Raw genomic sequence first — 26792 nt, forward strand, 5'->3', positions numbered from 1 at the left:
TTTCTAATTTCTAATGAATATTTGAACCAACTTCTGAGTGATCGTGATGACTCTCATCTTCGATTGAATGATTTCTTTGACCTTCTAGATGTGCAGCTTCTTTACGCTCCGTAATAGCTCTTTCTACTTCTTCTTTTGTAATCTTATGACCCGAAGCCAACATTTTATTACCAGCCTTTAGATTATTACTAAACGATAAAAACAGCGGCAACATCAACAACGTAAGTATGGTGGCAATACCAATACCATAGGCAATAGAAATCGCCATTGGCTTTAAGAATTGCGCCTGTCTACTAGTCTCTAACATTAGTGGCGCCAAACCTGCAATAGTTGTTATCGAGGTAAGGAAAATTGCTCTAAATCTAGATTTACCTGCTTCGAAAATAGCATTGTCAAAGGTCATACCTTCTCGTAAGTTAGAATTGAACTTACCAATAAGCACTAAACCGTCGTTCACCATAATACCAATTAAGGCAATGATTCCTAAAATCGATAGTACGTTAATCGGAAAATCATGAATCCAGTGTCCCCATGCTACGGCAGTAAAGCTGAAAGGCACTAAAAGCAATAACATTAAGGGTTGACTAAAGCTTCTAAACGTAAACGCGATAGTAATATATATTAAAAGTAAAACGGTGAATCCTACCAATTTCAATGACCCTGTTAATTTACCCAACTCTCTATTTTGTCCTTCATAGGAAGCATTAACTGTTGGATATTTTGAGTGTATCTCGGGCATGATAACATTCTGTATTTCTGTCATGATATCCGTAGGGCTATCCTTTACATCTTTCATGTCTGCAGATACCTGAATTTCACGCCTACCTTCTAATCTATTAATTGCTACATCGCCACGCTCAATTGTATACGCTGCTATTTCACTCAACGGAACACGTTCACCTGTAGGAGTGACGATCCGCATATCATCTAAATTTGTAATCGAAGAACGTTCATCTCTTTCATACCGTACCCACACCCTAATTTCATCTTGCGATCGTTGAAAACGCTGTGCCTGTACTCCGAAAAATCCTGACCGCACCTGTGCCATTACCGCACGAAGGTCTAGACCTAATAAATAGGCATTCTCTTTTAAGGTCAATCGAATTTCTTTAATACCCGCTGGGTCATTATCAGCAATATCTTTTAATCTGGAGTTATTCAACAAAATGTTCTTCAATTCAACCTTTGCCGCCTTAAGCTCTTCAATATTGTTACCTAAGAGCGAAACTGATACAGGAGAACCACCAAAGTTACCACCTGAACCATAAATTAAACTCTCTACACCAATAACCGGCCCCACTAGCTCTTCTAGTCTACTGGTTACCATATCTGAAGAAATCACATCAGGTCTTTCCTCACCAGGTAAAAGGTTAATATTTAATTGTGCAGTAGATGAACCCGGACCTAAACGTCTAATAACATTCTCGAAAAGCATCTTACCGGAGCCTTTCATGTATTTTTCAGTAAGTTCTTGATTTACAATTTCTGCTTTTTCCTCAATCATGGAAATAATAGAATCTGTAATTTTCTCATTAGTACCATTAGGCATTTCTAATTCTATACCTACCCTGTCACTCGCTACTCTTGGAAAAAATGCAGTTCTAATAACTCCCCCACCAACGGAACCTAATGTCAATATAAATGCTCCTAAGAAAAGACTAAAAACAAAAATTTTATAGTTCATTGCAAAACGTAATGCGGGCGTGTACAATTTATCACGCATCCACGTCATCATTTTGTCACCAGTCTCATTAATAACACGTAGTTTGGCAAATGCTTTTCCTAATCCGCTTTTTGGTTTATCATCTAACGGCTGTAATGCTTTGGAGTGCGCCAAGTGAGCAGGTAGAATAATTAATGCTTCTACCAATGAAACCACTAATGTCAGAATAACGATAACAGAAACCTCGCCAAAGAACTCCCCTATTCTACTATCTAAAAACAGGAATATAGAGAAGGCTAGTATTGTAGTTATAATCGCAGAAATAATTGGAGGCAATACTTCCATAGTACCATCTACAGCGGCCTGTACAGGCGACTTACCTTTCTCATAATGCTGATAAATATTCTCGGCTATAACAATACCATCATCTACCAGAATACCGATAACGATGATCATACCGAATAAAGACAAAACATTGATGGTTACATCAAAGAAACCAGCAAAAACGAACATTCCTAAGAATGCAACGGGTAGACCAAATGCAACCCAAAATGCTAATCTAGTATTTAAGAATAGGGACAGGAAAATCAAAACCAACAACATACCCATGATAGCATTCTCCGTCAATAATTGGGTACGTTGAACAAGGGTTGTCGACTGATCCGATACAATATCTAACTTAACGTTATTATATTTTTGGTTAAACTCCTCAATATATTCCTTTACTTGTTCGGCAGAGGAAATTAAATCTTCATTATTGGTACTCGTAATAGTGGTACTTACCGATAAATTACCATCAAAATAAGTAGCATTTGGAGATTCAGCAAAACGATCTCTTACAATGGCTACATCTTTTAAACGGATAACAGTACCTGATGCATCTGCCCTTACTACCAAATTGTTCAACTCATCACCATAATACGCACGGTTATTAGCACGTATCAGATACTCCTCAGCATCGGTCTTAATATTACCACCCGTAACAAGAATATTCGCATTACTTACAGCATTCGCAACTTCAGTAAATGAAATGCCATAAGCCAAAAGGTTATTTTCATTAACGGCAATTTCAATTTCCTCTGCTGGAAAACCTGAAATTTCTATTTGAGAGATGCCCTCCATCCCTCTCAGATCGTTCTCAATTTGCCTACCTACACTCTTTAAGGTGGCTAAAGGAATATTCTCCCCGCTAATAGCGAATGAAAGAGTTTGTCGAACAGCCTCTAATTTCGATACAATTAGCGGTTCCATACCCGTTGGAAAAGTGGGCACCCTATCAACCGCATTCTTAACTTCTAATAGCATAAAGTCGATATTCTCTCCCTTTTCTATTTCGACATTAATGGTACCACTATTCTCCCTAGAGGTAGAGGTAACTCGGTCAACACCTTGAAGTCCTTTTAGGTTATCTTCTATCTTTAATACAATACCCTCTTCAACCTCTTGCGGCGAAGCACCTGGGTAGGTAATGGTAATCGCAATATTCTTAGAATCCGTTAAAGGAAAGAAAGAAGATTTTAAAGCCTTTGCACCTACTATACCGAAAAGGGCAAAAGAAATTACTACAACATTAACGGCAACATGATACCGAATAAAGTATTCTATCAGTTTACGCATTATCCTTTTTTATTTTCTGGTTGTTCAGAGTAAATTTTTACTGACATACCTGTATATGCACCACTAAGCGGTTTAGACATAATGGTTACGCCATTTGGCACATCTTTTAGCACTACACGTTTATCAGAAAAATAAACAGGATTTACATTTATGATATCCAATACCGAATCGCGTACTACAAATATTCTGTTTCCCTCTAAAAGTAAACTTCTATCTACCTCGATTGCATTTTCCTCTTTTTTGGCATCTAAATTAGCCTCTAAGTACATGCCTTCGCGTAAGTTTTTATTATCTACCTCTATATATGCCTTAACGGTTTGTGTCGCTTGATCAATACTACCGTTGATTCTAGTGACCTTACCCTTGTACTTGCTATTGTCATCTAAATTGGTCAACGCTACAGATTCTCCTACTTTTAAAAGGTCTGTGTAGCGCTTACTAATAGCTACCTCAAGTTCGTATACCTCAGGATTGATAAATTCACCTAATTTTTGACCTGACCTTACTAAGGTACCTTCTGTAACCAATGCTTCTGTAAGCACCCCGGAAAAAGGAGCAGAAATATGATATTTAGAAAGTCGTTGTTCTAGATTCTTTACATTATAATAACTGGTTATAATACCTCTACCTGAAATAAAGAATTTTTCCTTCTCAGTAGTCATCTCCGGAAGTGCCGGTGTACTCTTAGACATATCAAAGTTGGTCAAGTAACCTTGCCATTTCGCATAGATATCTGGATAATCTAAACGTAAATCTGGCATAACTGCTGTAAGCTGATTGAAAAGATTACTTTTTGCAGATTGAACACTTGCCGCATATTCATCGGCATCAATATTTATTATTGTTTCACCTTGACGAAAAGCTTGACCTTCCTTAAATAATTTACTACCTCTTTTAAAGATCCCTTGAACCTCTGCATATAATTCTACACGTTGCTTCGCCATTAAATTTCCGTTTGCCCGTACAACAATGGGTATCGTACTATTTTCAACAACCTCGGTAAAAACGGTTTTCACCACTTTCTCAGATTTAGGCTTAAACGTTTTTTTACTTTCTATAATAACCTTAGATAAAAAGAAGGATACTACAATAAGTAAAATACCCAGTACGGTAAAAATAATTTTTCGCATTTTATTATAATTTATAAGCGTATTTCAAAACAAAGAATCAAATACTTTTTTAGATCCTTTAAGACTTTAATTAAATGAAGCGACTACCTCACTTTGAGTTGAAATAAAATCACTACCAATCAAAAATTACATTTAAAAAAAATGGTTCTACTTTACCATCAGCTATTTTCGTTCTTATGATTAAGTTAAAATAAATCCGGATGTATATTCGAACAAAATGACATCACTTAATATTGGTAAAAATTAGAAACTTTTGGAAATCAGTTAATAAACCGCGAAACTACAAAAAAACGTATATGGGCTTTAACACTTTAATGGTTAAAGTAATCATAAAATATGCTGTAGTTTACATGGGTTACTTACAAAAAAAAGGATGCTTCCACATCCCTTTTTCAATATTAAAAAAAATTAATTCCGTTTTATATCTTCATACTTTGTCTCTACTAAATGAGTTCTGCTTGCTTCATTATTCCCGAATTTCATATTCAAAAACTCATCATCACTATCGAAAACAGTTAAATTTTTACTTTTCATTCTTAGCAAACAATTCAAAGATCTAAAATTATTACCTTGTAATTGAATAAACTCAAGATTGCTTAAACTAGCCATGCTACTTGGTAAATCTCCTTCGAATTGATTATACGAAAGAATCAGTTCTTTTAAATTTATTAACCTACCTAAATCAATATCTATAGAGCCAGCTAGTTTATTGCCAAATAGTTCTAGTCTTTCTAAGCTTACTAAATTCTCAATAGACTTTGGCAAACTACCTTCTAAATAGTTACTTGAAAGATTCAATGTTTTCAAATTAATTAATTGCCCTATTCCACTAGGTATAGTTCCTTGAAATAAATTATTGAACATCGATAGCTCTTCCAAATTCTTCATTTTAGAATAGTCTTGAGGCAATGTACCTCCCAACTTATTCATTTCAAGACGAAGGGACTGTAATTTTTCTAGCTCAATTAAATCTTTGGGCAAGTTACCTACTAATGAATTAAATGAAAGATTCAATATTTTTAAATTCGTAAGTACTGAAATACCATTTGGAATTTTTCCGTTAAGATTATTTCGGTATAGTTTTAAACTCACAACGTGACCATCACTTATTTCTACGCCATACCACGAGGAAGGGTCCGCTTTCAAATTCCAAGTATTTTGCCACTGTTCTCCGACAGTACTTTTATAAAAGTCTATTAAATATTGTTTTTCACTTTTTGGTATTTGTGCATTCACAATGAATCCACTTGCCAGAAAAAAAATTATGAAGCTGTATTTTAAAATATTTTTCATATTAAAAAAATTAATTAATCAAGGGTGAAATCATAAGTACCAAACAACTATTAACTCTTTGAACAAAAGGGGTTAGACTAAAAAGAAACTACTATAACGTTCATTAAATAAATTGATGATAACCCGATAACGTTAAAGTATTTAACCAAGAAAGAGATGTTGAATAACATCTCTTTCTTTCACCAAACTAACTAAAAGTGTAAACTACTCTTACTCTTCTATATCTTCAAACTTCGTATCGGCCATTCTGGTCTTACTGAAGTTGATATCTTTAAATTCTAATTTTCTATCATCCTTATCATAATCAAAAACTAAGTATTCTTTTGTTTCTAAAAATTCTAAAGCCTTAAAAGAACTGAAATCATTATTTTGAATTTGAAAAACCTCTAAGCTTGCTAATTGTGCAAATTCATTAGGAATGGCACCGTCAAGTCTGTTATTTGCCAAAACCAACTCTTTCAAATTACTAAGCATACCCATATCTTTTGGAATGGCACCTTCTAATTTGTTTTCAAATAAGCCTAATACTTCTAATTGTGATAACTGTCCTAAAGAAGCAGGTATATCACCGTAGAAATCATTACTTGAAAGATTCAAAATCTTTAGACCTTTTAAATCACCTACCGTTGCAGGTATTTTACCCGTTAAAAAGTTATTGAAAGCTGAAAGCTCTACTAGTTGGTTTAAATTTCCTATTTCATTAGGAATCTCACCATTAAGTCTGTTCATCTCTAACTTTAATACTTTTAAATTGGAAAGGTTAACTATTTCTGCCGGAAGGGTACCAGTCAAAGAATTAAATGCAAGATTCAATACTTTTAAATGTTCTAATTTTCCTATCTCAGATGATATTGGCCCCATTAGGTTATTATGGAACAAATTAATTTCAACAACTTTATTGTCTTCAATTGTGACACCATGCCATTGAGATACAGGAGCTTTTAAATCCCATTTCTTTACCCAGTGTTTACCATTCGTGGTTGTATACAGATCCACCAAGGCTTTCTTCTCCTTTTTAGATATTTCTGCAAAACATACTGTTGTCAGAAAAAATAAACTGAAACTTAAATAGTATAGTTTTTTCATATATTGGCGGTTTATAAATTCTTTTAATTAAGAATTCTCCTACAAATTTGAACTAATAACGGTTAAAACTAAAATTTTATCGTTGACTAACCCGTATTTGTTGTGAAAGCGCCAATTTATGTTGTAAAACATACTAAAAGCATGGTGTATAAAATATGACTACACTAAAGATTCTATATCTAATGTAAGAATTTCCCAATCTTCCATTAACTTTTCTAAGTTCTTCTTTTTAGCTTGGTAACCATCAAAGAAATTAGCTTTGGCAATCGTTTTGTCGTAGTCTACCAATAAGTTATGGTCTATTTCCTTTATTTCTTTTTCAAGACTACCAATCTTACTTTCAACTGAACTCAATTGGTTTTTTAAACTCTTTAACTTCTTTTGGTCCTGAAAAGAATTTGTCTCTTTTGGTTTCGCTTTTTCTACCGCTACTGCCTGCTTTTTTTCTATTGCCCTAAAGTTCTCAACTTTACGTTGTTCTAAATAGAAATCTACATCACCAAGATATTCCTTGATTCGTTGGTCTTTAAATTCGTAAACCTTATTTGTTAAGCCCTGCAGAAAATCTCTATCGTGAGAAACCAATATCAGAGTACCTTCAAAATTTAAACACGCCTGTTTTAAAACATTCTTCGATTTAATATCGAGATGGTTTGTAGGCTCATCCATCACCAAAACATTAAATGGCTGTAATAGCATCTTTGCTAAGGCTAGTCGGTTTCTTTCACCACCAGACAACACTTTTACATATTTTTCAACCTCATCTCCCCTAAAAAGAAAAGAACCCAAGATATCTCGCACCTTACTTCTATTCTTTTCATTAGCTGCATCGATCATAGTATCTAAAATGGTTTTATTACCATCTAAATACTCCGCTTGGTTCTGGGCAAAATATCCTATTTGAACATTATGGCCTAGTTTCAAATGCCCTTCATGCTTTAATTCACCCACTATAATTTTCGCCAAAGTAGATTTACCTTGACCATTCTGACCTACAAATGCTGTTTTACTATCACGTTCTATTAAAAGGTTGATATCATCTAAGACTTGATTACTACCATATGCCTTTGAAAGTTCCTCTATTTCAACGACTACCTTACCTGGTATTACAGATATAGGAAAACGTAAACTCATTACACTATTATCATCTTCATCTACTTCAATACGCTCAATCTTATCCAATTTTTTAATTAAGGATTGTGCCATAGAGGCTTTAGTAGATTTAGCCCTGAATTTTTCTATTAGTCTTTCCGCTTGTTGAATTTCTTTTTCTTGGTTCTTTTGAGCGTTGACTTGCTGTTGCTTGATTTCGTTTCTTAAAACCAAATATTCCGTGTACGGCTTATTGTAATCATAGATACGACCCAACGATATTTCAATAGTTCTGTTGGTAACATTATCTAAGAACATTTTATCATGCGAAACAATTACAACGGCACCTGTATAATTATTCAAGAATTGCTCGAACCAAATAATAGATTCTATATCTAAGTGGTTTGTCGGCTCATCTAGTAACAACACATCATTACTCTGCAATAACAGTTTAGCCAGCTCAATACGCATTCGCCACCCACCAGAAAATGTTTCGGTCTTTTTCTCAAAGTCTTCTCTCCTAAAACCTAACCCTAGTAAGATTTTTTCGGTTTCCCCCTGGTAATTATATCCTCCTAATATTTCATAATGATGAGATACATCATTTAAATCTATTATAAGTTGACTATATGAATCTGTTTCATAATCTGTTCGTTCTGCCAATTGATGATTTATTTCATCTAACTTCAGCTCTAAGGACTTTATTTCTTCAAAAGCTTGATATGCTTCATCTAAAACGGTTCTACCCTGTACGAAATCAATATCCTGTCTAAGGAATCCTATTTTAATATCCTTCTCAATGGCAATAACCCCAGTATCTAAAGCCATATCCCTATTAAGCATTTTTAATAAGGTTGATTTTCCAGCACCATTCTTACCTACAAGACCTACTCTATTCCCTCCATTTAATCGAAAAGAGATTTCTTCAAAAAGGTACTCTCCGCCAAAGGATACTGATAGGTTGTGAACGTTTAACATAAATAATAATTCTTCTAGTTTATTCTCAAAAGCATCACATACAAATAGTATTTGCCCTCAAGTAAAATTTATATTTTATGGTTTCTCATTAAGATGAAAAGAGCCTTAAAATCGTACCTTTGTATAAAGTTTTGCAAATGTTAAAAAAAGGAAACAAACTCTACAGTATTTTAACAGGAAGTTGTCCAAGATGTCACCAAGAAAGCATGTATTTGGATAAAAACCCATATCATTTGGGTGAAATCTTCAAAATGCATGAACGATGTGGCCATTGCAACCTTAAATATAAAATAGAACCTTCATTTTTTTATGGTGCAATGTATGTAAGTTACGGGGTAGGAATTGCTTTTGCCGTTGCCGCTTTTGTTATTGCAAAATTATTCATCGGTTCTACCCTAATTCAAGCATTTATAGCGATTGTTATCACCATGATTGCTTTTATGCCGATAATTATGAGATTATCTAGAAATATCTGGATCAATTTTTTTATATCATATGATTCGAAGGTTAAACTTAAGAAATCTTAAAGCCTATTAAACCTAGAAATATCCATTTCTTCAAGGATTGGAATTTTTGATTCTATTCGTTCATATAACGCTTTTGATGCCCAAGGAGCTATCATGATACCATGTGACCCAAAGCCGTTTAAGACCCATAGGTTTTCATGCTTTGGATGTTGACCTATCAAAGGCCTTCTATCTTTTACCGTAGGCCTAACACCAGCCTCTTGATCAATTACTTTATAAGAACAATCTAAAAGACTATCTAGTTTTCTCTGTAATTCTATTTTAGCATCTTCAGTTGTACTATTATCCTTTTGATCTCTATTATAAGTTGCCCCAACCTTATACAAATCATTACCTAAAGGAATTAAAAATATAGATGATTTAATAATATTACTCTCCTTTAGGTCTTTGGCCTCTATAACCAAGTATTCACCTTTTGAGCCTTGCATAGGTAAGTACTTAAAATACGGATTTTGCATCATTCCGAAACCTTCAGCAAAAACAACATTTTTAGCTTTTACACCTTCATAACTAATGCAATCTGGCAGAACCTGCAACTTGTTGTAATCAAAGGTTTCTAAATGTATCCTGTTTTCTTGTTGTAGCCACTTCGTATAACCGTCAAAGAGAACTTTAGTATCTAGTTTACCGGTCTCTAAAACTTTTCCAAATTCGAACGGAATCTTTAGTCCAGAGTTTTCATTTGCTACTAATTGAGTATCTAAGTACGGCTTTAGCTTTTCTTTATCTGCCGCTTCGAACCATAAATTCTGCTCTTCTATCGATGCAAATTTCCGTAGTACATTCAACTTTTCATCAAATTGAATATTCAAAAACTCTTCAAGCTGTTTATAGAAATCAATAGCTACAGAGAGTTGTTCATCCGCTCGCCAAGAAAGGGTAAAACGTTTTAAGATTATAGGATTATAAAGTCCACCAGCAACCCTAGAAGATGTTTGTGATTGGTCGTTAAAAACAACAAATGTTTTATTATTTCTACGCAATGTTTCACAAAAACCCGTACCTGCCAACCCTAGTCCTACTACCATGTAATCTACCATGACGCAAATGTAATGACAATTGAATACATTTATTTGTAAAAACAAAAAACCCAATCTTTCGATTGGGTTTTTATTATATGAATTGGATGTACTGTTTAGCTTAATAAGCCCACATGTCCTGCTCCTTATCTCTAATTGCTTCTTTGATTCGTTTGGCTTCTAACAATTGGAACAAAGCATTATCTGAAATATAGTCATCTATGTTTCTATCGCCTTGAACATTATCCTCTTTATAGATAACTGCGTTAAACCTTCTTGCGTTCAACAACATATCGAAAGAAATAGGCTGAGCTGAATTCTGTTGATTAAAAACTTTTGCCTCGTGAAGTATGTCACGAGCATCTGGATACCATACCCAGAAAAGTTCAACCATATCAGGATTATCATCATCCATAAAGTTTACATCTGGTGCAACTGGTGCTATTCCTAAAAGACGGTACTTTAATTCACCTTGTCTTTTATCGAAATACCAAATACCTTTAATATGATATTCTTCTATATCAGTTGCAGATATATTTCTACGGGTGATATACTCCTCTGAAACAGTTTCACCTGCATTCATTTGCTCATACCCATAATCAAGGGTATCAACCATTTGCAAGGCATCCTTTAAATCACCAAAGGACCTTTTTTTAGTGAAATAAGAATCTGTATAAGTTTCTAAATTTCCACTCTTTAAATTTTTAATCAGAACGTGATATAAAGACCTTCTATCTGGTCCAATATCCATAGTATCTGTTGGATAATATAATGGGAAGTTAATTCTCTCATCTAAATCTACGGTCTCCCATAGAGTTTTAGACCAAAGTATATCCCTATCATCTACATAACCGTATTCTAACGGAGCATCATTATCGACAGCTTTCTGAGCTTCTGTACGAACACCAACCTCATCGGGTTTTTTAGCATTCAACACATTTGCTTGGGCCATCATTGATAAAGGTAACATCGTTACCGCTCCCATTACTAAAACATTTTTCCAATTCATGTTTGATTCACTTTAAAATTAACCGGGCAAGACCGTTAGGCTTACCCGGTAGAATTCCATTTATTTTAGTTTGTAATCTCCACAACTACAGGAGATACTTTCTTCAACTTGTAACTTTTATTGTTGGTGATATAAGCTTCGATATCGAATATTTGAACGATATCGCCTCTCTTAGCACGTGTTAAAGCAGCTTTAGCTTTACTATCCATCTTGTTTCCTCTTACAGAAACAGTTGGCTGACCTGGTACTTTGAATTTAAACCCGCTTACTGCAAGGTTCAAATCAAAATCGAAATCTTCTAAACCAGCACCTATAGTAGCTATTTCAACATTTCTTTTAGGAAGTTTAATACTACCTGTCTGCTTACTTACACTACCTTCTGGTCTTGGAATATCTTTAATTCTGAATTCTAATGATGACCCAACTGGTTCACCATCTGGCAATGTACCTGAAGCCTTAATAGTAACTGTTCTACCAGTACCTGGGTTCATAACATACTTGCTACCACCTATTGACTTTAAGCCTGGCGCAGAAGCATTTACCTTGTTATTTGCAATACCTGGTATAGAAATCGACATTGGATTTGCTACCCCACGGTAAACAACATTCATCTTATCAGCTGCAATTAAAGCGCCACCTGGCTTAGATATTGTTGCGAATGAATTATTAACCTCTACAGGAATTTCTTCACCATCTTGCTTAAAGTAAATAGTTCCTTTTAGTTCATGGTCACCAGCAGAACCAGAACCAATTAGCATTTTAACTCCACCTGCTTCTAATTTATAATCAGAACCTTCTGAAAGTTTTCTACCATCTAGCGTTAATTCTGCTTTTACAGGAGTAGAAGATTTATCAGTTTTACTAATAATAATTTTACCATCGTACTTTTCACCTGTATAGTATGCAGATTTTGTAGCGGTAAGCGATGTTGCAAAATTTGCCAAAGAAACTTGACTTGTTAACTCACCTTCTAACATAGATTTCAAAGCTGCTTCTTCCGTAACTTTTACATCTGCTTGTAGCGAAGTTAATTTTGCCAATGAGGCAACCAAAGGATACCCTTCATAGTGATAGTTGATCCAATCTTGCATACCATCTTTAGCTTGTACCTTACCTTCTTCGTTTCCTGTTTGAAAACGCTCGATAACAGAACTCTTTAATGAGGCCGGTACGATAGCTGCTACATTATTTCTATAATCTGTAATTCTTTTCATGAATTCCTTTCCGCCTTCAGAAAGATTATCTCCTTGAAAGAACTTCTGATCTAGGAAATCTGACATATCCATTCTTGCATAATCCTTAGGATTTTCAATACCTTCAGTCATTCCAGATTTAAGCGACTCTAAATAATCATAATATTCTTGAGACATTGCTTTGATCTGCTGAGCATTCTTGTACAGCTTGTCATATTTAGCTGCATCTTCAGATGCTTTAGTTTCCAGACTACCTAAGAACGCTTCGTTACTTGCGGTTGTCATTGCGTTTGAAGTCTCTAGCTTTTCATTCATTATACCGAATGCGGCTAATACTTCTTTACTCATGTTTAATGCCAGCATTGCGATAAAGATCAAATACATTAAGTTGACCATCTTCTGCCGTGGTGAATTTTTTCCTCCTGCCATGGATTTATTTTTTTAGATTTTAATTAATAATTGACTTGGGTTTTATTAAAATCCAATTTAGTTTTTACTCATTGCAGATAACATTCCGCCGTAAACACCATTCAATGAAGAAAGGTTTGTAGATAAAGATGCCATTTGATCTTTAAGAGCACTTGCATTTTGTACTACTTCTTCATTTACTGAAGCTTGTCTGCTAGCACTTTCTAATTGTACTTTATAAAGACTGTTCAAAGACTCCATTTGAGATGCAGCTTGAACCATTTCACTTGAATACTTTTTAGTAGATTCCATTGCATCAACTGTTGGAGCGATACCTTTAGCGGCACCTTCAAAGTTTTTAATGCTAGAACCTAAGCTTTCCATAAGACTTGCGTCTACACCAGCTTCTTTTAACAAATCATCTAATTTCTTAGATAAAGATGCTTCAGCTTCTTTAATTTCTGCAGCTTGTCCTTTTTTAGGAGCAGCACTACCTTCAGCACCAGCTAATTCTGGATAAACTAATGCCCAATCTAAATCTTCATCTACTGGTTCGAATGCACTGATCGCAAATATAAGAGCCTCTGTAATAAGACCGATTGCTAGAAGAATACCTCCGTTTAAAGGACCTAACTCCCAGTGAAGAATTTTGAACAATGCACCAATAATTACAACTGATGCTCCTAGGCCGTAGGCCATGTTAAATAATTTTTTTGTGGATTTTGACTGTGCCATGATTTTAATTTAATTAAGGTTTAATAAAAAAGATTTGGTTTATAATTTAATTTGAACTAATACTAAAACTGCTAATATTTTTATTTATTGTGTAGAATCCTCTTCGCCCATATAATCTTGTACTGTTCTGAATCCTATGTAACTACGAGCAGAATCTGCATATTCGTAATCTCTTGTACTCACTTGTAAGAAGTAAGCTACATCTTTCCAAGAACCACCTCTAATAACTTTTCTAGTGTTCGATTGATCACCACCGTTAGGGTTCATAGTTGATACGTAATCGTATGCGCTTGGGTCATAACTTGAATTTGTCCATTCAGATACGTTACCTGCCATATTATACATATTAAAGTCATTAGGCTCATATGATTTAGCCTCTACCGTATATAGTGCGGCATCTGCGGCATAATCACCACGTTGTGGTTTAAAGTTTGCCATAAAACAACCTGTATCACTTATAACGTAAGGTCCACCCCAAGGATATGTACCACCTTCGATACCACCTCTTGCTGCATATTCCCATTCTGCTTCGGTTGGAAGTCTAAATTGATTAACGAACTGTCTACCTCTGCTTTTGTTATCGTCATTCTTGAATTTCGTTCTCCAATTACAAAATGCTTTTGCTTGTTGCCAAGTAATACCAACTACAGGGTATTCGCTATAAGCGTCATGCCAGAAATAATCATTGTGCATTGGTTCGTTATACGAGTATGAGAAATCTCTTATCCATACGGTCGTATCTGGATAAATTTCAACTTGTTCTGATCGTATAAAATCTTTTCTACTTTTATTGCCTTTTAAAGAAGCGCGTGCTGCGGCTTCGATATCCATCCAATTGTACGTGTATTTCAATTTCTTAACATCAATTGTACGTTGACCATTATAAGATTCTTCTTCAGATAAGTAGATAGAGTCCATTATTTCGGCATAATACTCATCTGGATAGTCTGATGTATCCCACACTAGTTCCTCATCCTTGCTTAAAGCTCTACCTTCATATCCGGTTTCACCCATTCCTGAATAATTATCTAGCATGTACTTATCATAAACAGATGCTCTAGTTGTATCTGCATCTTTAAATGCATAATCACCGATACCGCCTTCTTCAGGACCAATACCCAACTCATCTGCTAAGATTGCCATTTTGGTTCTAACGATAGAATCCTTAACCCATTCAACAAATTGACGGTACTCACTGTTTGTGATTTCAGTATCGTCCATGTAAAAAGAACGGACAGTAACCGTTTTTGTCGGTGCGTTCAATAATTTTGCTTGGTCTTCTTCACTTTTACCCATAATGAAAGAACCTCTTGGGATAAGTTCCATTCCATACGGTTTTTCCGGGTACCACTTTTTTCCCTGGACTCCAGTTAGCTCACCTTTTTGCTTTGACCCACAACTCGTGAGTAAAAAAACAAACGCTATAGAGGATAACAATAGCTTCTTCATACTTATAGGTTAAATTTCGATTATGGTTAAACTCAGAATACAATGATTTATTCTAACATCTAAAACTATGTTTTATATAAAATATTGTATTAAAGTCTTTTAATGCTTTAAAAATATACTTGTTAATTAAAGCCTTTCTTATATGCTTTAAACCACCTTTCAGGAATGTGTTGATTACATGCATCTAAATAATCCTTCTCGGTGCAAGGTAATAACGCAGGTGTATGGCCTTTAGTATGTGAAGTAAAAATTGATGGGACTTCTACCCACCATCTTTCTGTTAATAAACTTTTGTAGAACACTAATTCCTCATCTTCGCTAGGTACATTGTACTTTACAAAGTCTTCAGTTTTAGAGTATGGAGATTCTTTAATTCTGTAATTGATACCTTCTATAAAGTACCATATGATTTGAGCTATCAGCTGTTGTGACTGTACCGTGTTTTCCATCTCGTACAGTCCAAAAACAGATACTTTTTCACTAATACCGGCGTATCTAGCAATGGCACATATTTCACGACCTGTAAAACCGTTAGGTGAAAAATTAGCTGACAATGATATTTCACTTGCTTTAACAGAACGCAAATCTAAACTTACCATATGTGCATTTCTAAGCACAGGTTCTGCTAAAGAAATATCATTGGCAACTTCGCCAAGTCTATAAGCATCAAAAAATAAACGCTCCATTAAATCTATTTCTTCTTGAGCGTTGAAATAGCTTTGATAACCAATATTTGAGAAGTTAAAAAGATTATTGGGCTTATCAGTAATAATCTTACTCATATAAGAATGAGAAGAAATTAGTTCATCTTCAATTCCGAAATCGAACCGGCTATCTACAGCTACAAGGTTGATCATATCCCTAATACCATCAAAAGCCCTGTAAGCAGGATATGTAATATCTTGAGTAGCACCAAGTACGATGGGTATAATATTCTCTTCTAATAACCCAGCTACTATTTCTTTTACAACAAAATAAGTATCCTCTACAGTAGCACCTTCTTCAATATCACCTAAATCTACTATAGTACCGTTCCAATTTCCTATTAATAACTTATAGAATTGTAATCGAATGCCAGAGACATCTAATTTCTCATGCTTTTTCTCATAAGCGTTTCTAGACTCCCTTACCCCTAATAATGCTACAGTGGCGTTTGCCAAGACAGGCAAGCCATCTTTTTCAGTATGTATATAGGTATTTTTACCAATAGCTTGACTTGGCAGCAACTCATTATGGGCCAAAACTTTGTCCGATACCGGAACTAAAAAATCAAAGGCCATTTACAATTGGTTTAGGAATCATGAACATATTATACTGATCTTTCGACCTAAAAATATATTACTTTTTTGACTTAGGTTTAGCTTTTGCCTTTTTCTTTGGAGTTTTTTTCTCTATCAACTTCTGGGCTTCTTCTAAAGACATTTTAGTTACATCGACAGTCTTTGCCAATTCTACCTTAATCTTGCCTTTTATAACATTATGACGACCCCATCTAGCTTTTTCAATACGGATACCTTCTTCTTCCCAGTTTTGAATAACCTTATCTATTTCTTTTTGCTTCTTGACTTCGATAAGCTCTATAATATCGTCGTTTGATAAATTGTCAAAATCGTACTTCTTGTTCACATTAATGAACATGCCATTCCATTTTATGAACGGTCCAAATCTACCTGTACCTTTGGTAACCTCCATTTCTTCATACATGGCAACTGGTGCATCTGCTTTTTGTTTAGCTATGATAAGCTCTATTGCTCTATCCATCTCAATTTCAAAAGCGCTTTCACCCTTATCCATAGAAATAAATTTTTCGCCAAATTTCACATAAGGTCCAAATCTACCTACGTTGGCCAAAACTTCTTCTCCTTCATAAACCCCTAATTTTCTTGGAAGTTTAAAAAGATCCATTGCCTCTTCATAAGAAATAGTATTCAAAGACTGTTCTGGCAATAAACTTGCGAACGTTGGTTTTTCTTCATCATCAACAGTACCTATCTGTACCATTGGCCCGAATCTACCTAAACGTACAGATACTTGTTTGCCACTTTTTGGGTCTTTACCCAATATTCTTTCTCCACTAGCACGATCTGCATTTTCTTCTACGTCTACCACATTTGGATGAAAATCTTTATAAAAGTTTTTCATCATTTTCTTCCAATCTTCATCACCGGAAGCTATTTCATCAAAATCTTCTTCTACTTGGGCGGTAAAATTGTAATCTAAAATATTCGCGAAATTGGTTACCAAGAAATCGGTAACAATCATACCAATATCTGTAGGTACCATTTTACCTTTATCTGAACCAACATTTTCAGTAAGATTCTTTTCCTGAATTTTATTTGATTCTAAGATTAGTTGCTGATACTTTCGCTCAGTACCTTCAATAGTACCTTTTTCTACATAACCTCTATTAAGTATCGTCGAAATAGTTGGCGCATAGGTAGATGGTCTACCAATACCTAATTCTTCTAATTTTTTAACTAAAGTTGCTTCTGTAAATCTGTAAGGCGCTCTACTAAAGCGTTCGGTAGCCGAAATAAAATTATTCAACAAACGCTCACCTTCTTTCATTGCAGGCAACATACCTTCTTGTTCTTCCGCAACATCTTCATCATCTACACCTTCCATGTAAACTTTTAAGAAACCATCAAACTTAATAACCTCTCCGTTTGCAGTAAACTCTTCTTTATGCTTACTCGCTTGAATCTTAACATTGGTACGCTCAAGTTGTGCATCACTCATTTGCGATGCAACTGTACGTTTCCAAATTAAATCATATAATTTAGACTGATCTCGTTCTAGCGAAGGAGATTGATTACCCATTTCCGTAGGTCTAATTGCTTCGTGAGCTTCTTGAGCTCCTTTAGATTTGCCTGTGAAATTCCTAGTATTACTATATTCTTCACCATAATTTTTTACAATGGCTTCTTTAGCTGCGGTCAATGCTTCGCTGGATAAGTTTACACTATCCGTTCTCATATACGTAATTAAACCCGCTTCATATAAACGTTGGGCCACTTGCATAGTTCTACCTACAGAGAAATATAATTTTCTTGAAGCCTCTTGTTGTAATGTAGAGGTTGTAAATGGTGCCGATGGTGACTTTTTAGCCGGTTTCTTATCTAATTTACTTACTGAAAAATCAGCAGATATATTTTTTTCTAAAAATGTCTTAGCCTCCTTTTCAGTAGCAAAAGTTTTGTTCAACTTGGCCGAAAAAACATTTCCTTCTTCTGTTTGAAACTGTGCTGCTATTTTAAATGAAGCCTGTGGCTCAAAAGCTTCAATATCACGTTCACGTTCGACAATAAGACGAACTGCTACAGATTGAACACGCCCTGCAGAAAGACCTGGCTTAATTTTTTTCCAAAGTACGGGAGATAGTTGATACCCAACCAAACGATCTAAAACCCTTCTTGCCTGTTGTGCATTCACTAAGTTATAATTGATTTCCCGTGGGTTCTCAATCGCTTTTTGAATGGCGGCTTTAGTAACAGAATTAAAAACAATACGTTTCGTTTTTTTCTTATCTAAACCTAATTCTTCCGCTAAATGCCAAGAAATAGCCTCTCCCTCTCGATCCTCATCACTCGCGAGCCAGATAGTTTCAGCTTTATCAGCTAGAGCCTTTAGTTTTTTAACCAAAGCTTGCTTATCCTTGTCTACTATATATTTTGGTGTGAAATCGTTCTCGACATCTACTCCCAACTCCTTCGAAGGCAAATCTGCAATGTGACCAAAGCTCGATTCAACCTTAAAATCTTTTCCCAAAAACTTCTCTATAGTTTTGGCCTTTGCAGGAGACTCAACAATTACTAAATTTTTCGCCATCAACCTTGTTTATGCTTACAAATGTATACTAAAAATTAAACTTTGAAATTTGAAACATCTATTTCTTCCTGTAATTTATTAGAAGAATGCCTATAAATTCATTAATTCACTAGGATTTAAAAAATTACTTAAGTCTGTTTCCAATACAGATTATTTACTCCCTTTAAAGCATCCGAATAGCTAAATAAATTCTTTTTTTTGAAGAAACCCTACTGCTCAATTCCAATTGTACATCTCTTTCTTCAATCATATCAAAAGCCTAAGAATCAGCATGAAAAAAAATTGAATGAAGGGTATTTTTGTTTATTTGAATAATCTATTGTTCATAAAATGAAGCTACCACCAATAAAACAGGGAAGCTAAAATTAGCTTCCCTGTTTTATTAAATCATCCTATGATTTTACAATTCGAAAGTACTTAAGAGTTGAATATCATTATTAATATATTCATATTGATATAAAATTCGGTCTCCTATCATTAATAATGATGATGACAATGGTATCACATCATAAGCAACAATATTTTCAAAACTATTGATTAGGGTAATATTAGGTGCTTCACTTTTATCATACACTTTTAAACCTGCATCACCGTCGCAAATAAAAAGTACATCATCTTTAATGCCCAAACCATTAGTACCATTCATAGGATAAATAACTTTAAGATCTGGATTCTTTAAATCAGAAATATCAATTACATAGAGTCCACTTTCAGTATTTCCACAAAATCCGCCTCCTTTTAGCGTGACATAAGCATAATCCCCATCAACTACCACGGGATCACAAGCTGTACCGTGTCTAAATTCTGAAATGAATTCAGGTTTTTCAGGATTCTTAATATCATATATGTACATGCCTTGCGAGCCACCTATAAATAGAATATCACCTTGATTGTAAATAGTTTCAATATCCCAAGCTACTTGAACATCGTCTAAGACTTTTGGCTCCTCTACATTAGAAATGTCAAAAATATTGATATCACTGTAGTCTACAACATATAAATAGTTACCGATTATTTTAAAGCGAGCCAAAGAACCACCCTGGCCTGTAACGGGTTGAGGCGAGCCGTTATTACTTTCCGCTGAATTTACAGCAAAATCACACTCTATACAGTCAAACCGTTTTTCATAATCAGCAACCGACCTTCGCTCTGTTTTCACTTCCCATCCAACTACAATATCGTTATCATAATCGATATCATCATATTCGTAAAAATCAGCTTGAGGGTAGTCGATATTCGAAAGCCAAACATCATTATTATATATAGCATTAACTATTCGATTTGATAGTGTGATATTATTTATATCGGAAATATCAAAAATGACCAAGTCACCATAACTATCAGCATATAACTTACCGTCTTTTATAGAAATATCATAATTACCCTCAAGTTTAATAAACACAATACTTTCAGGCGCTGACGGATTTTGATTATTGATTACGTGAAAACCTAGATTTAAATCATTTACAAAAATAAAATCCTGATAAGTGTATATTTTACCTGATGAGATAATCGGTATAGGATCAACTATATCAACAGCTTCAGCCTTAAACGAAATAGCGTCTTGCAAAATTGGTCGCGCTACCAAATAGTCTTCATACGGCCCATCATCATCGCAGGAAATAAAGGTTGATACTATTATAGTTAACAACAAAAAAACATTCTTTCTCATGGTTTTCAATTTACTGGTTGTAATTAGTAGATGAGAAATACAACTTTTAGTTGCGTACACACTCAAGAAAACTATTCTATCTCATTAAAACCAATACCATCTTTATACATATAATAGGTAGGCACTTTACTTAACATCGCTGTAAAAAGCACCCCAACGCAACATAGAATAAAGCCAAGCTCAGCCACGATACCGGTCACGAATACTAAACCGAAAATAACAAGCCAGTTTTTATTACCAAGGGCAAAACTTGCCTTAACCATTTCTAATGGCGAAAGTTCATTTGAAAAAGCTAAAAAAGCGGGTATTAAAGATAGAGGAACAATCACATAAATAAGACCCACACCACAAGCAAGAAGTCCCAAAATAGCTAATCCGATGGTATAAAGCGCCAGAATAAACACCTTTCCTAAACGCCCTTCTTTAAAAAAATAGAAATAATCATCGCTCGATTCTTCACCTATATCTTTTTGTCTACAAATTTTCAAAAATGCAGCATTTAAGGCCAAGGCAAATGTTGATACCCCAATAGCAAAAACAGGAGAAAGTATACCCATTGCAATAGCTACCATAGGCGGCAACTCATTATTTCGAATAGCCTCTGGATCTGTTATACCAGCAGCTATCATAGGAATATACAGAATGATATAAAACGGTAAAATAACAACAAATGTGAGCAACAAGATGATAAAACCCTGTAACCATACTTTTTTAAACAATTCAATAGACCTACTGAAAATGGTTCCAAAGACTAAATCTGGTTTTGATTTTATTCGTTGCGTGATGATTTCTGAATTCATAGGTAAGGGTGGTTATAATTTCGGCTAAAACTAAATAATTTTTACCGGTAAAGCCTAAACATTACCCAAAAAATCATGTCATATTGTCATATTTTTGATTATAATGGTATCTTTGCAAACCAAAATATTTTATTGCAACGTATTACAAAAAATGGAGAAAACCATAGACGAGAATGTGCAGGGCACTACTTTGGCAGTTAAAGGAGAAGTGACTAACAAACGTAATTTATATATAGAGAGTTATGGCTGCGCCATGAACTTTGCAGATAGTGAAATCGTTGCATCTATACTAGCAACCGAAGGTTTTAATACTACCCAAACTTTAGAAGAAGCCGATTTGATTCTGGTAAATACTTGTTCGATTAGAGATAAAGCCGAACAGACCATACGCAAACGACTTACTGAATATAATAAGGTTAAGAAATCTAGACCTCATTTAAAAGTAGGCGTCTTGGGCTGTATGGCAGAACGACTGAAAGACAAGCTATTAGATGAGGAAAAAATTGTAGATATGGTTGTAGGTCCAGATGCCTATAAAGATTTACCGAACTTAATTAAAGAAGTCGATTCTGGCCGAGATGCTGTTAATGTTATTTTGTCGAAAGATGAAACCTATGGCGATATTGCTCCTGTACGTTTAAACACGAATGGGGTAACCGCATTTGTTTCCATCACAAGAGGTTGCGATAATATGTGCACTTTTTGTGTTGTCCCTTTCACAAGGGGCCGTGAACGTAGTAGGGATCCACAGTCTATCTTAAAAGAAGTAAACGAACTTTCACAAAAAGGATTTAAAGAAATTACTCTTCTTGGTCAGAACGTAGATAGCTATTTATGGTATGGTGGTGGACTCAAGAAAAATTTTGAGAATGCTTCTGAAATGCAAAAAGCAACAGCCACAAATTTTTCTAAACTTTTAGATACAGTTGCCTTGGCGCATCCAAAAATGCGAATTAGATTTTCAACATCTAATCCGCAAGACATGACTTTAGATGTCATTGAGACGATGGCCAAACATAAAAATATTTGTAACCATATTCATTTACCTGTGCAAAGTGGTAGCAATCGCATATTAAAGGAAATGAACAGGCTACATACGATTGAAGAGTATTTTGAACTAATTGATAATATTAGACAGATGCTTCCCAATTGCTCAATTTCACAAGATATTATTAGTGGTTTCCCAACAGAAACCGAAGAAGACCATGCTGCTACTTTAAAAGCATTGGAATATGTGAAATATGACTTCGGCTATATGTATGCCTATTCTGAAAGGCCAGGTACTTTGGCAGGAAGAAAAATGGATGATGATGTTCCTGAAAAAACTAAGAAGAGACGTTTATCAGAAATCATAGCTTTACAACGCCAACACTGTCAGTTTAGAACAGAAAAACACGTTGGCAAAGTTCAAGAAGTTTTAATCGAAGGAACGTCTAAAAAATCGGAAAAAGAATGGAGGGGAAGAAACTCGCAAAGCACCGTGGTAGTATTCCCTAAAGAAAAATACAAAGTTGGCGACTTTGTAAACGTACAAATAAACGATTGCACTTCAGCAACCTTAAAAGGCATTGCTGTAGGATATTCGGACAATAATTAATTTTCTAGCACCCATTTTACATGGAAAGCATACAAAGTATAAAACAGCGTTTTGAAATTATAGGGCAAGATCCAAAACTCAATAGAGCGTTGGAAAAAGCCATGCAAGTTGCCGCAACCGATATTTCGGTTTTAGTAACTGGCGAAAGTGGAGTCGGTAAAGAAGCGATTCCAAAAATCATTCACTCTTTATCACATAGAAAACATGCAAAATATATAGCCGTAAACTGTGGCGCTATACCAGAGGGCACTATTGACAGTGAACTTTTCGGTCATGAAAAAGGAGCTTTTACTGGAGCCACCCAAACTAGAAGCGGCTATTTTGAAGTTGCCGATGGTGGCACCATATTTTTAGATGAAGTAGGTGAACTTCCACTAACCACTCAAGTACGATTATTACGAGTTCTAGAAAATGGTGAATTTTTAAAAGTTGGCTCTTCTCAAGTTCAAAAAACAGATGTACGCATTGTTGCCGCCACGAACGTAAACATGTTCGAGGCGATTAAAAAAGAACGTTTTCGCGAAGATTTATATTACCGTCTAAGTACAATAGAAATCAATATTCCACCATTAAGGGAGCGCTCAGAAGATATTCATTTGCTTTTTAGAAAATTTGCATCCGATTTTAGTCAGAAATACAAAATGCCTACTATTCGATTAGATGACCAAGCTGTTTCACTTTTAATAAAATATAGATGGCCAGGTAACATCCGCCAGCTACGAAATATAGCGGAACAAATTTCGGTACTAGAAGAAAACAGGGCAATAACCGCAGCAACACTTAGTGGATACATACCAAATAATACGACAAGCAATTTGCCGGCGGTGGTATCGAATAAAAAATCTGAAGGTGACTTCAGTAATGAACGGGAAATTTTATACAAGGTCTTGTTTGACATGAAAGGTGATTTGAACGACCTTAAGAAATTAACAATGGAACTCTTAAAGAATAATGATTCCCAAAAGGTTCAAGAGGACAATGAAAATCTGATTCGAAAAATCTACGGAAGTGAAGATGAAGAAGAGATGGACATGGATCAAGAATCTCACGAAGAATCTACCATGAAAATGTTGCATTTACCAGAACCTAAAAAAGAAGAGGCATCGTTCGCACAAGATTCTTACGACGACAAATACCATTTTGCCGAAGAAATTCAAGAAGAAGAAACCCTATCTTTACAAGAGAAAGAGGTGGAATTAATAAAAAAATCACTTGAACGTAATCGCGGAAAAAGAAAAGCGGCCGCCTCAGAATTAGGAATTTCTGAAAGAACGCTTTACCGTAAAATAAAACAATACGATCTTTAATTAAAAAAGGAATCCCATTTCAATGAGATACATTAAAAAATATATACTTTTCATACTTCCTATAATCATTCTCACGGGATGTGGAGTTTACAATTTTACCGGTGGTAATGTTGGTGAAGCGAAAACGTTTCAGGTAAACTACTTCCAAAACTACGCTACTCAAAGCCCTGGTTCAACATTCGAACCTGGGGTCGATAGAGATTTCACTCTAGCTTTACAAGATAGAATTTTGAATCAGACAAGTTTAGATTTGATATCTTCCGGTAATCCAGATTTACTATATGAAGGTGAAATAACTGAGTATAAAATTTCCCCAATGTCTGCAACCGCCAATCAAACTGCTGCAGAAAACAGACTCTCAATGCGAGTTAAAGTTCGGTTTTATAATCGACTAAAAGAGGATGCTGCTTTTGACCAGAGTTTTTCTTTCTTTTACGACTACCCTGCAGATACCCAGTTATCGGCGGTAAAAAGTGAAGCGCACGAAATAATTTTCGAAAGACTTACACAAGATATTTTCAACGCCTCATTGGCAGATTGGTAATAAAATGAACGTTAAGGAATTTACATATTTTCTAGAACATCCTACCAAAGTGGTAGAACCTATACACACCAAACACCTAGAAGATATTATTGCTGAATATCCGTATTTTCAGGCGGCAAGAGCCTTACATCTCAAAGGGCTTAAAAACTTAAATAGCTATAAATACAATAAAGCGCTTAAGACTACCGCAGCTTTTACTACAGATAGAGACGTACTTTTTGATTTCATTACTTCTAAAGATTTTTTGCAGTATAATTCTTCAGATAAAAAAACTGATGCAAAAATTCTAGTTAAAGAAGCGATTATTGAAAGTGAACCCATTTCTTTAGTTGAAGAGTCTAAAGACAAACGATTACCAAAGGATGAAACGGAAGCGCCAGCCGCATTAATAGAAGTGTCGGAAGACAGGCCTTTACCACAAGATGAGAATGACGCAGAACATATTCTGGACCCCGAACTCTTTCAATCTAAAAATCCAGAAGTTTCTAAAGAAGAAGAAACACTAGACATCGGTAAACCATTGGCATTTGATGCCAAAGAGAAATATTCTTTTTCAGAGTGGTTAAATCTCGCATCTAGCAAACCAACTGAAAAGACCGTCGAAAAAGTTGAGAAAAAGAAGGTTCCTGCAAAACATAAAAAGATATCTTCATCAAAAGATGAAGCGATTAAAAAGAGAAAATTTGATCGTATCGATAGGTTTATAGCCAATAACCCTAAAATAGACCCCACAGAACAGAAGAATACAAGACTAGATATTTCTAGCTCTATTAAGATCGACAAAAATGAGTTGATGACCGAAACTTTAGCCAGAGTTTATTTAGAGCAAAAAAAGTATAAAAAGGCCATTCAAGCCTTCAAAATATTAAGTTTGAAATATCCAGAAAAAAGTAGTTTCTTTGCAGACCGAATTAGGGCAGTAGAAAAAATTCAAAAAGATAATAAATAATATAGAATGAGTACATTTTCAATATTCTTGATACTTATCATCGTCGTTTGCTTATTATTAGTATTGGTGATTATGGTACAAAATCCAAAAGGTGGCGGACTTTCTTCTTCTTTTGGTGGCGGAGGAACGCAGGTTATCGGTGGAGTTAAAAAAACAGGTGACTTTTTAGATAAGAGCACATGGACGTTAGCCGGAGTGTTAATAGTTTTAATCTTAGCTTCTAACATTGCCCTTAAAGGTAATTTTGGTGATGCAGATTCAAAATTATTACAAGGTGATGACTTTGAAACTACGGTGCCAGAGACATTACCAGAAGAGGTTACACCTCCTGCAACTAACGAAGCTACTCCTTCAGATAGTTTATAAAACATTTTAACATATTTCAACAGATGCCAGCTTATGACAAGCTGGCATTTTTTGTTTACAATTTGTCATGAAATAGGCAATGGCATAATTTCTGCCTTTACATACCCACGAAACTAAAAATCAATTTAAAAATTAATAATTATGGCTAAAGTTAATATCAAACCATTGGCAGATCGAGTTCTTATAGAGCCAATGGCAGCTGAAACTAAAACTGCGTCTGGACTTTATATTCCTGATACTGCAAAAGAGAAACCACAGAAAGGAAAAGTTGTTGCTGTTGGTCCTGGCACAAAAGATGACAAGGTTACCGTTAAAGTTGGCGATACTGTTCTTTATGGAAAATATGCCGGAACTGAATTGAAGTTAGAAGGCACAGATTACTTGATGATGAGAGAAAGTGATATTCTTGCTATTATTTAAATAGTATTTAGCTTATGGTATTATACCCTAGGCTTTTTAAAATTCACTAAAAAAATAATTAATAATTTTCTTAACCAATCGCGAATAGCTCAAGGTTAAATATTTAAACA

Annotated in this window: 21 protein-coding genes; 7 read left to right on the forward strand and 14 right to left on the reverse strand. The window is 34.9% G+C overall.

Annotated features, from left to right (window positions below; translation table 11 throughout):
- Nucleotides 1–10: 10 nt before the first annotated feature.
- The 5 genes from AAC084_RS16350 to AAC084_RS16370 all read right to left on the reverse strand — a co-directional run bounded on the left by AAC084_RS16350 (nt 11) and on the right by AAC084_RS16370 (nt 8859).
- Nucleotides 11–3280, reverse strand: coding sequence for an efflux RND transporter permease subunit (locus AAC084_RS16350; RefSeq protein WP_339841291.1), 3270 nt, complete (start codon nt 3278–3280; stop codon nt 11–13).
- Nucleotides 3280–4410: an HlyD family efflux transporter periplasmic adaptor subunit gene (locus AAC084_RS16355; protein ID WP_339841292.1), complete on the reverse strand. Its 1131-nt coding sequence runs from the start codon at nt 4408–4410 to the stop codon at nt 3280–3282. Before AAC084_RS16355 ends, AAC084_RS16350 begins: the two co-directional genes overlap by 1 nt.
- Nucleotides 4411–4818: 408 nt before the next feature.
- The gene (locus tag AAC084_RS16360; RefSeq protein ID WP_339841293.1) at nt 4819–5703 is read right to left on the reverse strand and encodes a hypothetical protein; all 885 of its coding nucleotides are present in this window, start codon (nt 5701–5703) and stop codon (nt 4819–4821) included.
- A 210-nt stretch (nt 5704–5913) separates the two neighbouring features.
- Nucleotides 5914–6789, reverse strand: coding sequence for a hypothetical protein (locus AAC084_RS16365; protein ID WP_339841294.1), 876 nt, complete (start codon nt 6787–6789; stop codon nt 5914–5916).
- A gap of 159 nt (nt 6790–6948) precedes the next feature.
- Nucleotides 6949–8859 (reverse strand): ABC-F family ATP-binding cassette domain-containing protein, encoded by a 1911-nt coding sequence (locus AAC084_RS16370; protein WP_339841295.1) that lies wholly within the window; start codon nt 8857–8859, stop codon nt 6949–6951.
- A gap of 137 nt (nt 8860–8996) precedes the next feature.
- On the opposite strand from AAC084_RS16370, the gene AAC084_RS16375 reads away from it, so the two are divergent.
- Complete coding sequence (locus AAC084_RS16375; protein ID WP_339841296.1) at nt 8997–9386, forward strand: DUF983 domain-containing protein; 390 nt, start codon at nt 8997–8999, stop codon at nt 9384–9386.
- On the opposite strand, the gene AAC084_RS16380 is transcribed toward AAC084_RS16375, so the two are convergent.
- From AAC084_RS16380 to AAC084_RS16420, 9 genes are all read right to left on the reverse strand, one after another.
- Nucleotides 9383–10426 (reverse strand): FAD-binding oxidoreductase, encoded by a 1044-nt coding sequence (locus AAC084_RS16380; protein WP_339841298.1) that lies wholly within the window; start codon nt 10424–10426, stop codon nt 9383–9385. The genes AAC084_RS16375 and AAC084_RS16380 overlap by 4 nt on opposite strands.
- 100 nt (nt 10427–10526) lie before the next feature.
- On the reverse strand, nt 10527–11414 hold the full coding sequence (gene gldN, locus AAC084_RS16385; RefSeq protein ID WP_339841299.1) for a gliding motility protein GldN: 888 nt from the start codon (nt 11412–11414) through the stop codon (nt 10527–10529).
- Between the two features lie 65 nt (nt 11415–11479).
- Entirely contained in the window at nt 11480–13036 is a 1557-nt protein-coding gene (gene gldM, locus AAC084_RS16390) for a gliding motility protein GldM (protein ID WP_339841300.1), read from the reverse strand.
- Between the two features lie 57 nt (nt 13037–13093).
- Nucleotides 13094–13750, reverse strand: a complete 657-nt coding sequence (gldL, locus tag AAC084_RS16395) for a gliding motility protein GldL (RefSeq protein ID WP_339841301.1) — start codon at nt 13748–13750, stop codon at nt 13094–13096.
- 84 nt (nt 13751–13834) lie between these two features.
- Nucleotides 13835–15199 (reverse strand): gliding motility lipoprotein GldK, encoded by a 1365-nt coding sequence (gene gldK, locus AAC084_RS16400; RefSeq protein WP_339841302.1) that lies wholly within the window; start codon nt 15197–15199, stop codon nt 13835–13837.
- A 122-nt stretch (nt 15200–15321) separates the two neighbouring features.
- Nucleotides 15322–16479 carry a formimidoylglutamase gene (locus tag AAC084_RS16405; protein ID WP_339841303.1) on the reverse strand — a complete coding sequence of 386 codons (1158 nt, stop codon included), beginning with the start codon at nt 16477–16479 and terminating at the stop codon, nt 15322–15324.
- Nucleotides 16480–16537: 58 nt separating this feature from the next.
- Nucleotides 16538–19027 (reverse strand): type I DNA topoisomerase, encoded by a 2490-nt coding sequence (gene topA / locus AAC084_RS16410; RefSeq protein ID WP_339841304.1) that lies wholly within the window; start codon nt 19025–19027, stop codon nt 16538–16540.
- A gap of 400 nt (nt 19028–19427) precedes the next feature.
- Entirely contained in the window at nt 19428–20699 is a 1272-nt protein-coding gene (locus AAC084_RS16415) for a hypothetical protein (protein ID WP_339841305.1), read from the reverse strand.
- A 71-nt stretch (nt 20700–20770) separates the two neighbouring features.
- Entirely contained in the window at nt 20771–21499 is a 729-nt protein-coding gene (locus AAC084_RS16420) for a hypothetical protein (protein ID WP_339841306.1), read from the reverse strand.
- Between the two features lie 151 nt (nt 21500–21650).
- On the opposite strand from AAC084_RS16420, the gene miaB reads away from it, so the two are divergent.
- The 6 genes from miaB (at nt 21651) to AAC084_RS16450 (ending at nt 26682) form a co-directional block, all read left to right on the forward strand.
- On the forward strand, nt 21651–23096 hold the full coding sequence (gene miaB / locus AAC084_RS16425; RefSeq protein ID WP_339841307.1) for a tRNA (N6-isopentenyl adenosine(37)-C2)-methylthiotransferase MiaB: 1446 nt from the start codon (nt 21651–21653) through the stop codon (nt 23094–23096).
- Nucleotides 23097–23116: 20 nt separating this feature from the next.
- Nucleotides 23117–24403, forward strand: coding sequence for a sigma 54-interacting transcriptional regulator (locus AAC084_RS16430; protein ID WP_339841308.1), 1287 nt, complete (start codon nt 23117–23119; stop codon nt 24401–24403).
- A 22-nt stretch (nt 24404–24425) separates the two neighbouring features.
- Nucleotides 24426–24947 carry an LptE family protein gene (locus AAC084_RS16435; RefSeq protein WP_339841309.1) on the forward strand — a complete coding sequence of 174 codons (522 nt, stop codon included), beginning with the start codon at nt 24426–24428 and terminating at the stop codon, nt 24945–24947.
- 4 nt (nt 24948–24951) lie between these two features.
- A complete protein-coding gene (locus tag AAC084_RS16440; RefSeq protein ID WP_339841310.1) occupies nt 24952–25896 on the forward strand; it encodes a hypothetical protein in 945 nt (314 codons plus the stop codon).
- Between the two features lie 6 nt (nt 25897–25902).
- Nucleotides 25903–26262 carry a preprotein translocase subunit SecG gene (gene secG, locus AAC084_RS16445; RefSeq protein WP_339841311.1) on the forward strand — a complete coding sequence of 120 codons (360 nt, stop codon included), beginning with the start codon at nt 25903–25905 and terminating at the stop codon, nt 26260–26262.
- Between the two features lie 141 nt (nt 26263–26403).
- Nucleotides 26404–26682 (forward strand): co-chaperone GroES, encoded by a 279-nt coding sequence (locus AAC084_RS16450; protein WP_089260665.1) that lies wholly within the window; start codon nt 26404–26406, stop codon nt 26680–26682.
- The last annotated feature ends 110 nt before the right edge of the window (nt 26683–26792 follow it).

Source organism: uncultured Maribacter sp., from assembly GCF_963977385.1.
Taxonomy (GTDB): Bacteria; Bacteroidota; Bacteroidia; order Flavobacteriales; family Flavobacteriaceae; genus Maribacter.

What these genes read in the sequence shown, in the direction of transcription:
- AAC084_RS16415 (WP_339841305.1), bottom strand. Translation starts at nt 20,699, where the DNA reads ATGAGAAAGAATGTTTTTTTGTTGTTAACTATAATAGTATCAACCTTT.
- gldK (WP_339841302.1), bottom strand. Translation starts at nt 15,199, where the DNA reads ATGAAGAAGCTATTGTTATCCTCTATAGCGTTTGTTTTTTTACTCACG.
- AAC084_RS16375 (WP_339841296.1), top strand. Translation starts at nt 8,997, where the DNA reads ATGTTAAAAAAAGGAAACAAACTCTACAGTATTTTAACAGGAAGTTGT.
- AAC084_RS16380 (WP_339841298.1), bottom strand. Translation starts at nt 10,426, where the DNA reads ATGGTAGATTACATGGTAGTAGGACTAGGGTTGGCAGGTACGGGTTTT.
- secG (WP_339841311.1), top strand. Translation starts at nt 25,903, where the DNA reads ATGAGTACATTTTCAATATTCTTGATACTTATCATCGTCGTTTGCTTA.
- gldM (WP_339841300.1), bottom strand. Translation starts at nt 13,036, where the DNA reads ATGGCAGGAGGAAAAAATTCACCACGGCAGAAGATGGTCAACTTAATG.
- AAC084_RS16450 (WP_089260665.1), top strand. Translation starts at nt 26,404, where the DNA reads ATGGCTAAAGTTAATATCAAACCATTGGCAGATCGAGTTCTTATAGAG.
- AAC084_RS16360 (WP_339841293.1), bottom strand. Translation starts at nt 5,703, where the DNA reads ATGAAAAATATTTTAAAATACAGCTTCATAATTTTTTTTCTGGCAAGT.
- AAC084_RS16430 (WP_339841308.1), top strand. Translation starts at nt 23,117, where the DNA reads ATGGAAAGCATACAAAGTATAAAACAGCGTTTTGAAATTATAGGGCAA.
- AAC084_RS16405 (WP_339841303.1), bottom strand. Translation starts at nt 16,479, where the DNA reads ATGGCCTTTGATTTTTTAGTTCCGGTATCGGACAAAGTTTTGGCCCAT.
- AAC084_RS16435 (WP_339841309.1), top strand. Translation starts at nt 24,426, where the DNA reads ATGAGATACATTAAAAAATATATACTTTTCATACTTCCTATAATCATT.
- AAC084_RS16370 (WP_339841295.1), bottom strand. Translation starts at nt 8,859, where the DNA reads ATGTTAAACGTTCACAACCTATCAGTATCCTTTGGCGGAGAGTACCTT.
- AAC084_RS16355 (WP_339841292.1), bottom strand. Translation starts at nt 4,410, where the DNA reads ATGCGAAAAATTATTTTTACCGTACTGGGTATTTTACTTATTGTAGTA.
- gldL (WP_339841301.1), bottom strand. Translation starts at nt 13,750, where the DNA reads ATGGCACAGTCAAAATCCACAAAAAAATTATTTAACATGGCCTACGGC.
- topA (WP_339841304.1), bottom strand. Translation starts at nt 19,027, where the DNA reads ATGGCGAAAAATTTAGTAATTGTTGAGTCTCCTGCAAAGGCCAAAACT.
- miaB (WP_339841307.1), top strand. Translation starts at nt 21,651, where the DNA reads ATGGAGAAAACCATAGACGAGAATGTGCAGGGCACTACTTTGGCAGTT.
- AAC084_RS16420 (WP_339841306.1), bottom strand. Translation starts at nt 21,499, where the DNA reads ATGAATTCAGAAATCATCACGCAACGAATAAAATCAAAACCAGATTTA.
- AAC084_RS16440 (WP_339841310.1), top strand. Translation starts at nt 24,952, where the DNA reads ATGAACGTTAAGGAATTTACATATTTTCTAGAACATCCTACCAAAGTG.
- gldN (WP_339841299.1), bottom strand. Translation starts at nt 11,414, where the DNA reads ATGAATTGGAAAAATGTTTTAGTAATGGGAGCGGTAACGATGTTACCT.
- AAC084_RS16350 (WP_339841291.1), bottom strand. Translation starts at nt 3,280, where the DNA reads ATGCGTAAACTGATAGAATACTTTATTCGGTATCATGTTGCCGTTAAT.
- AAC084_RS16365 (WP_339841294.1), bottom strand. Translation starts at nt 6,789, where the DNA reads ATGAAAAAACTATACTATTTAAGTTTCAGTTTATTTTTTCTGACAACA.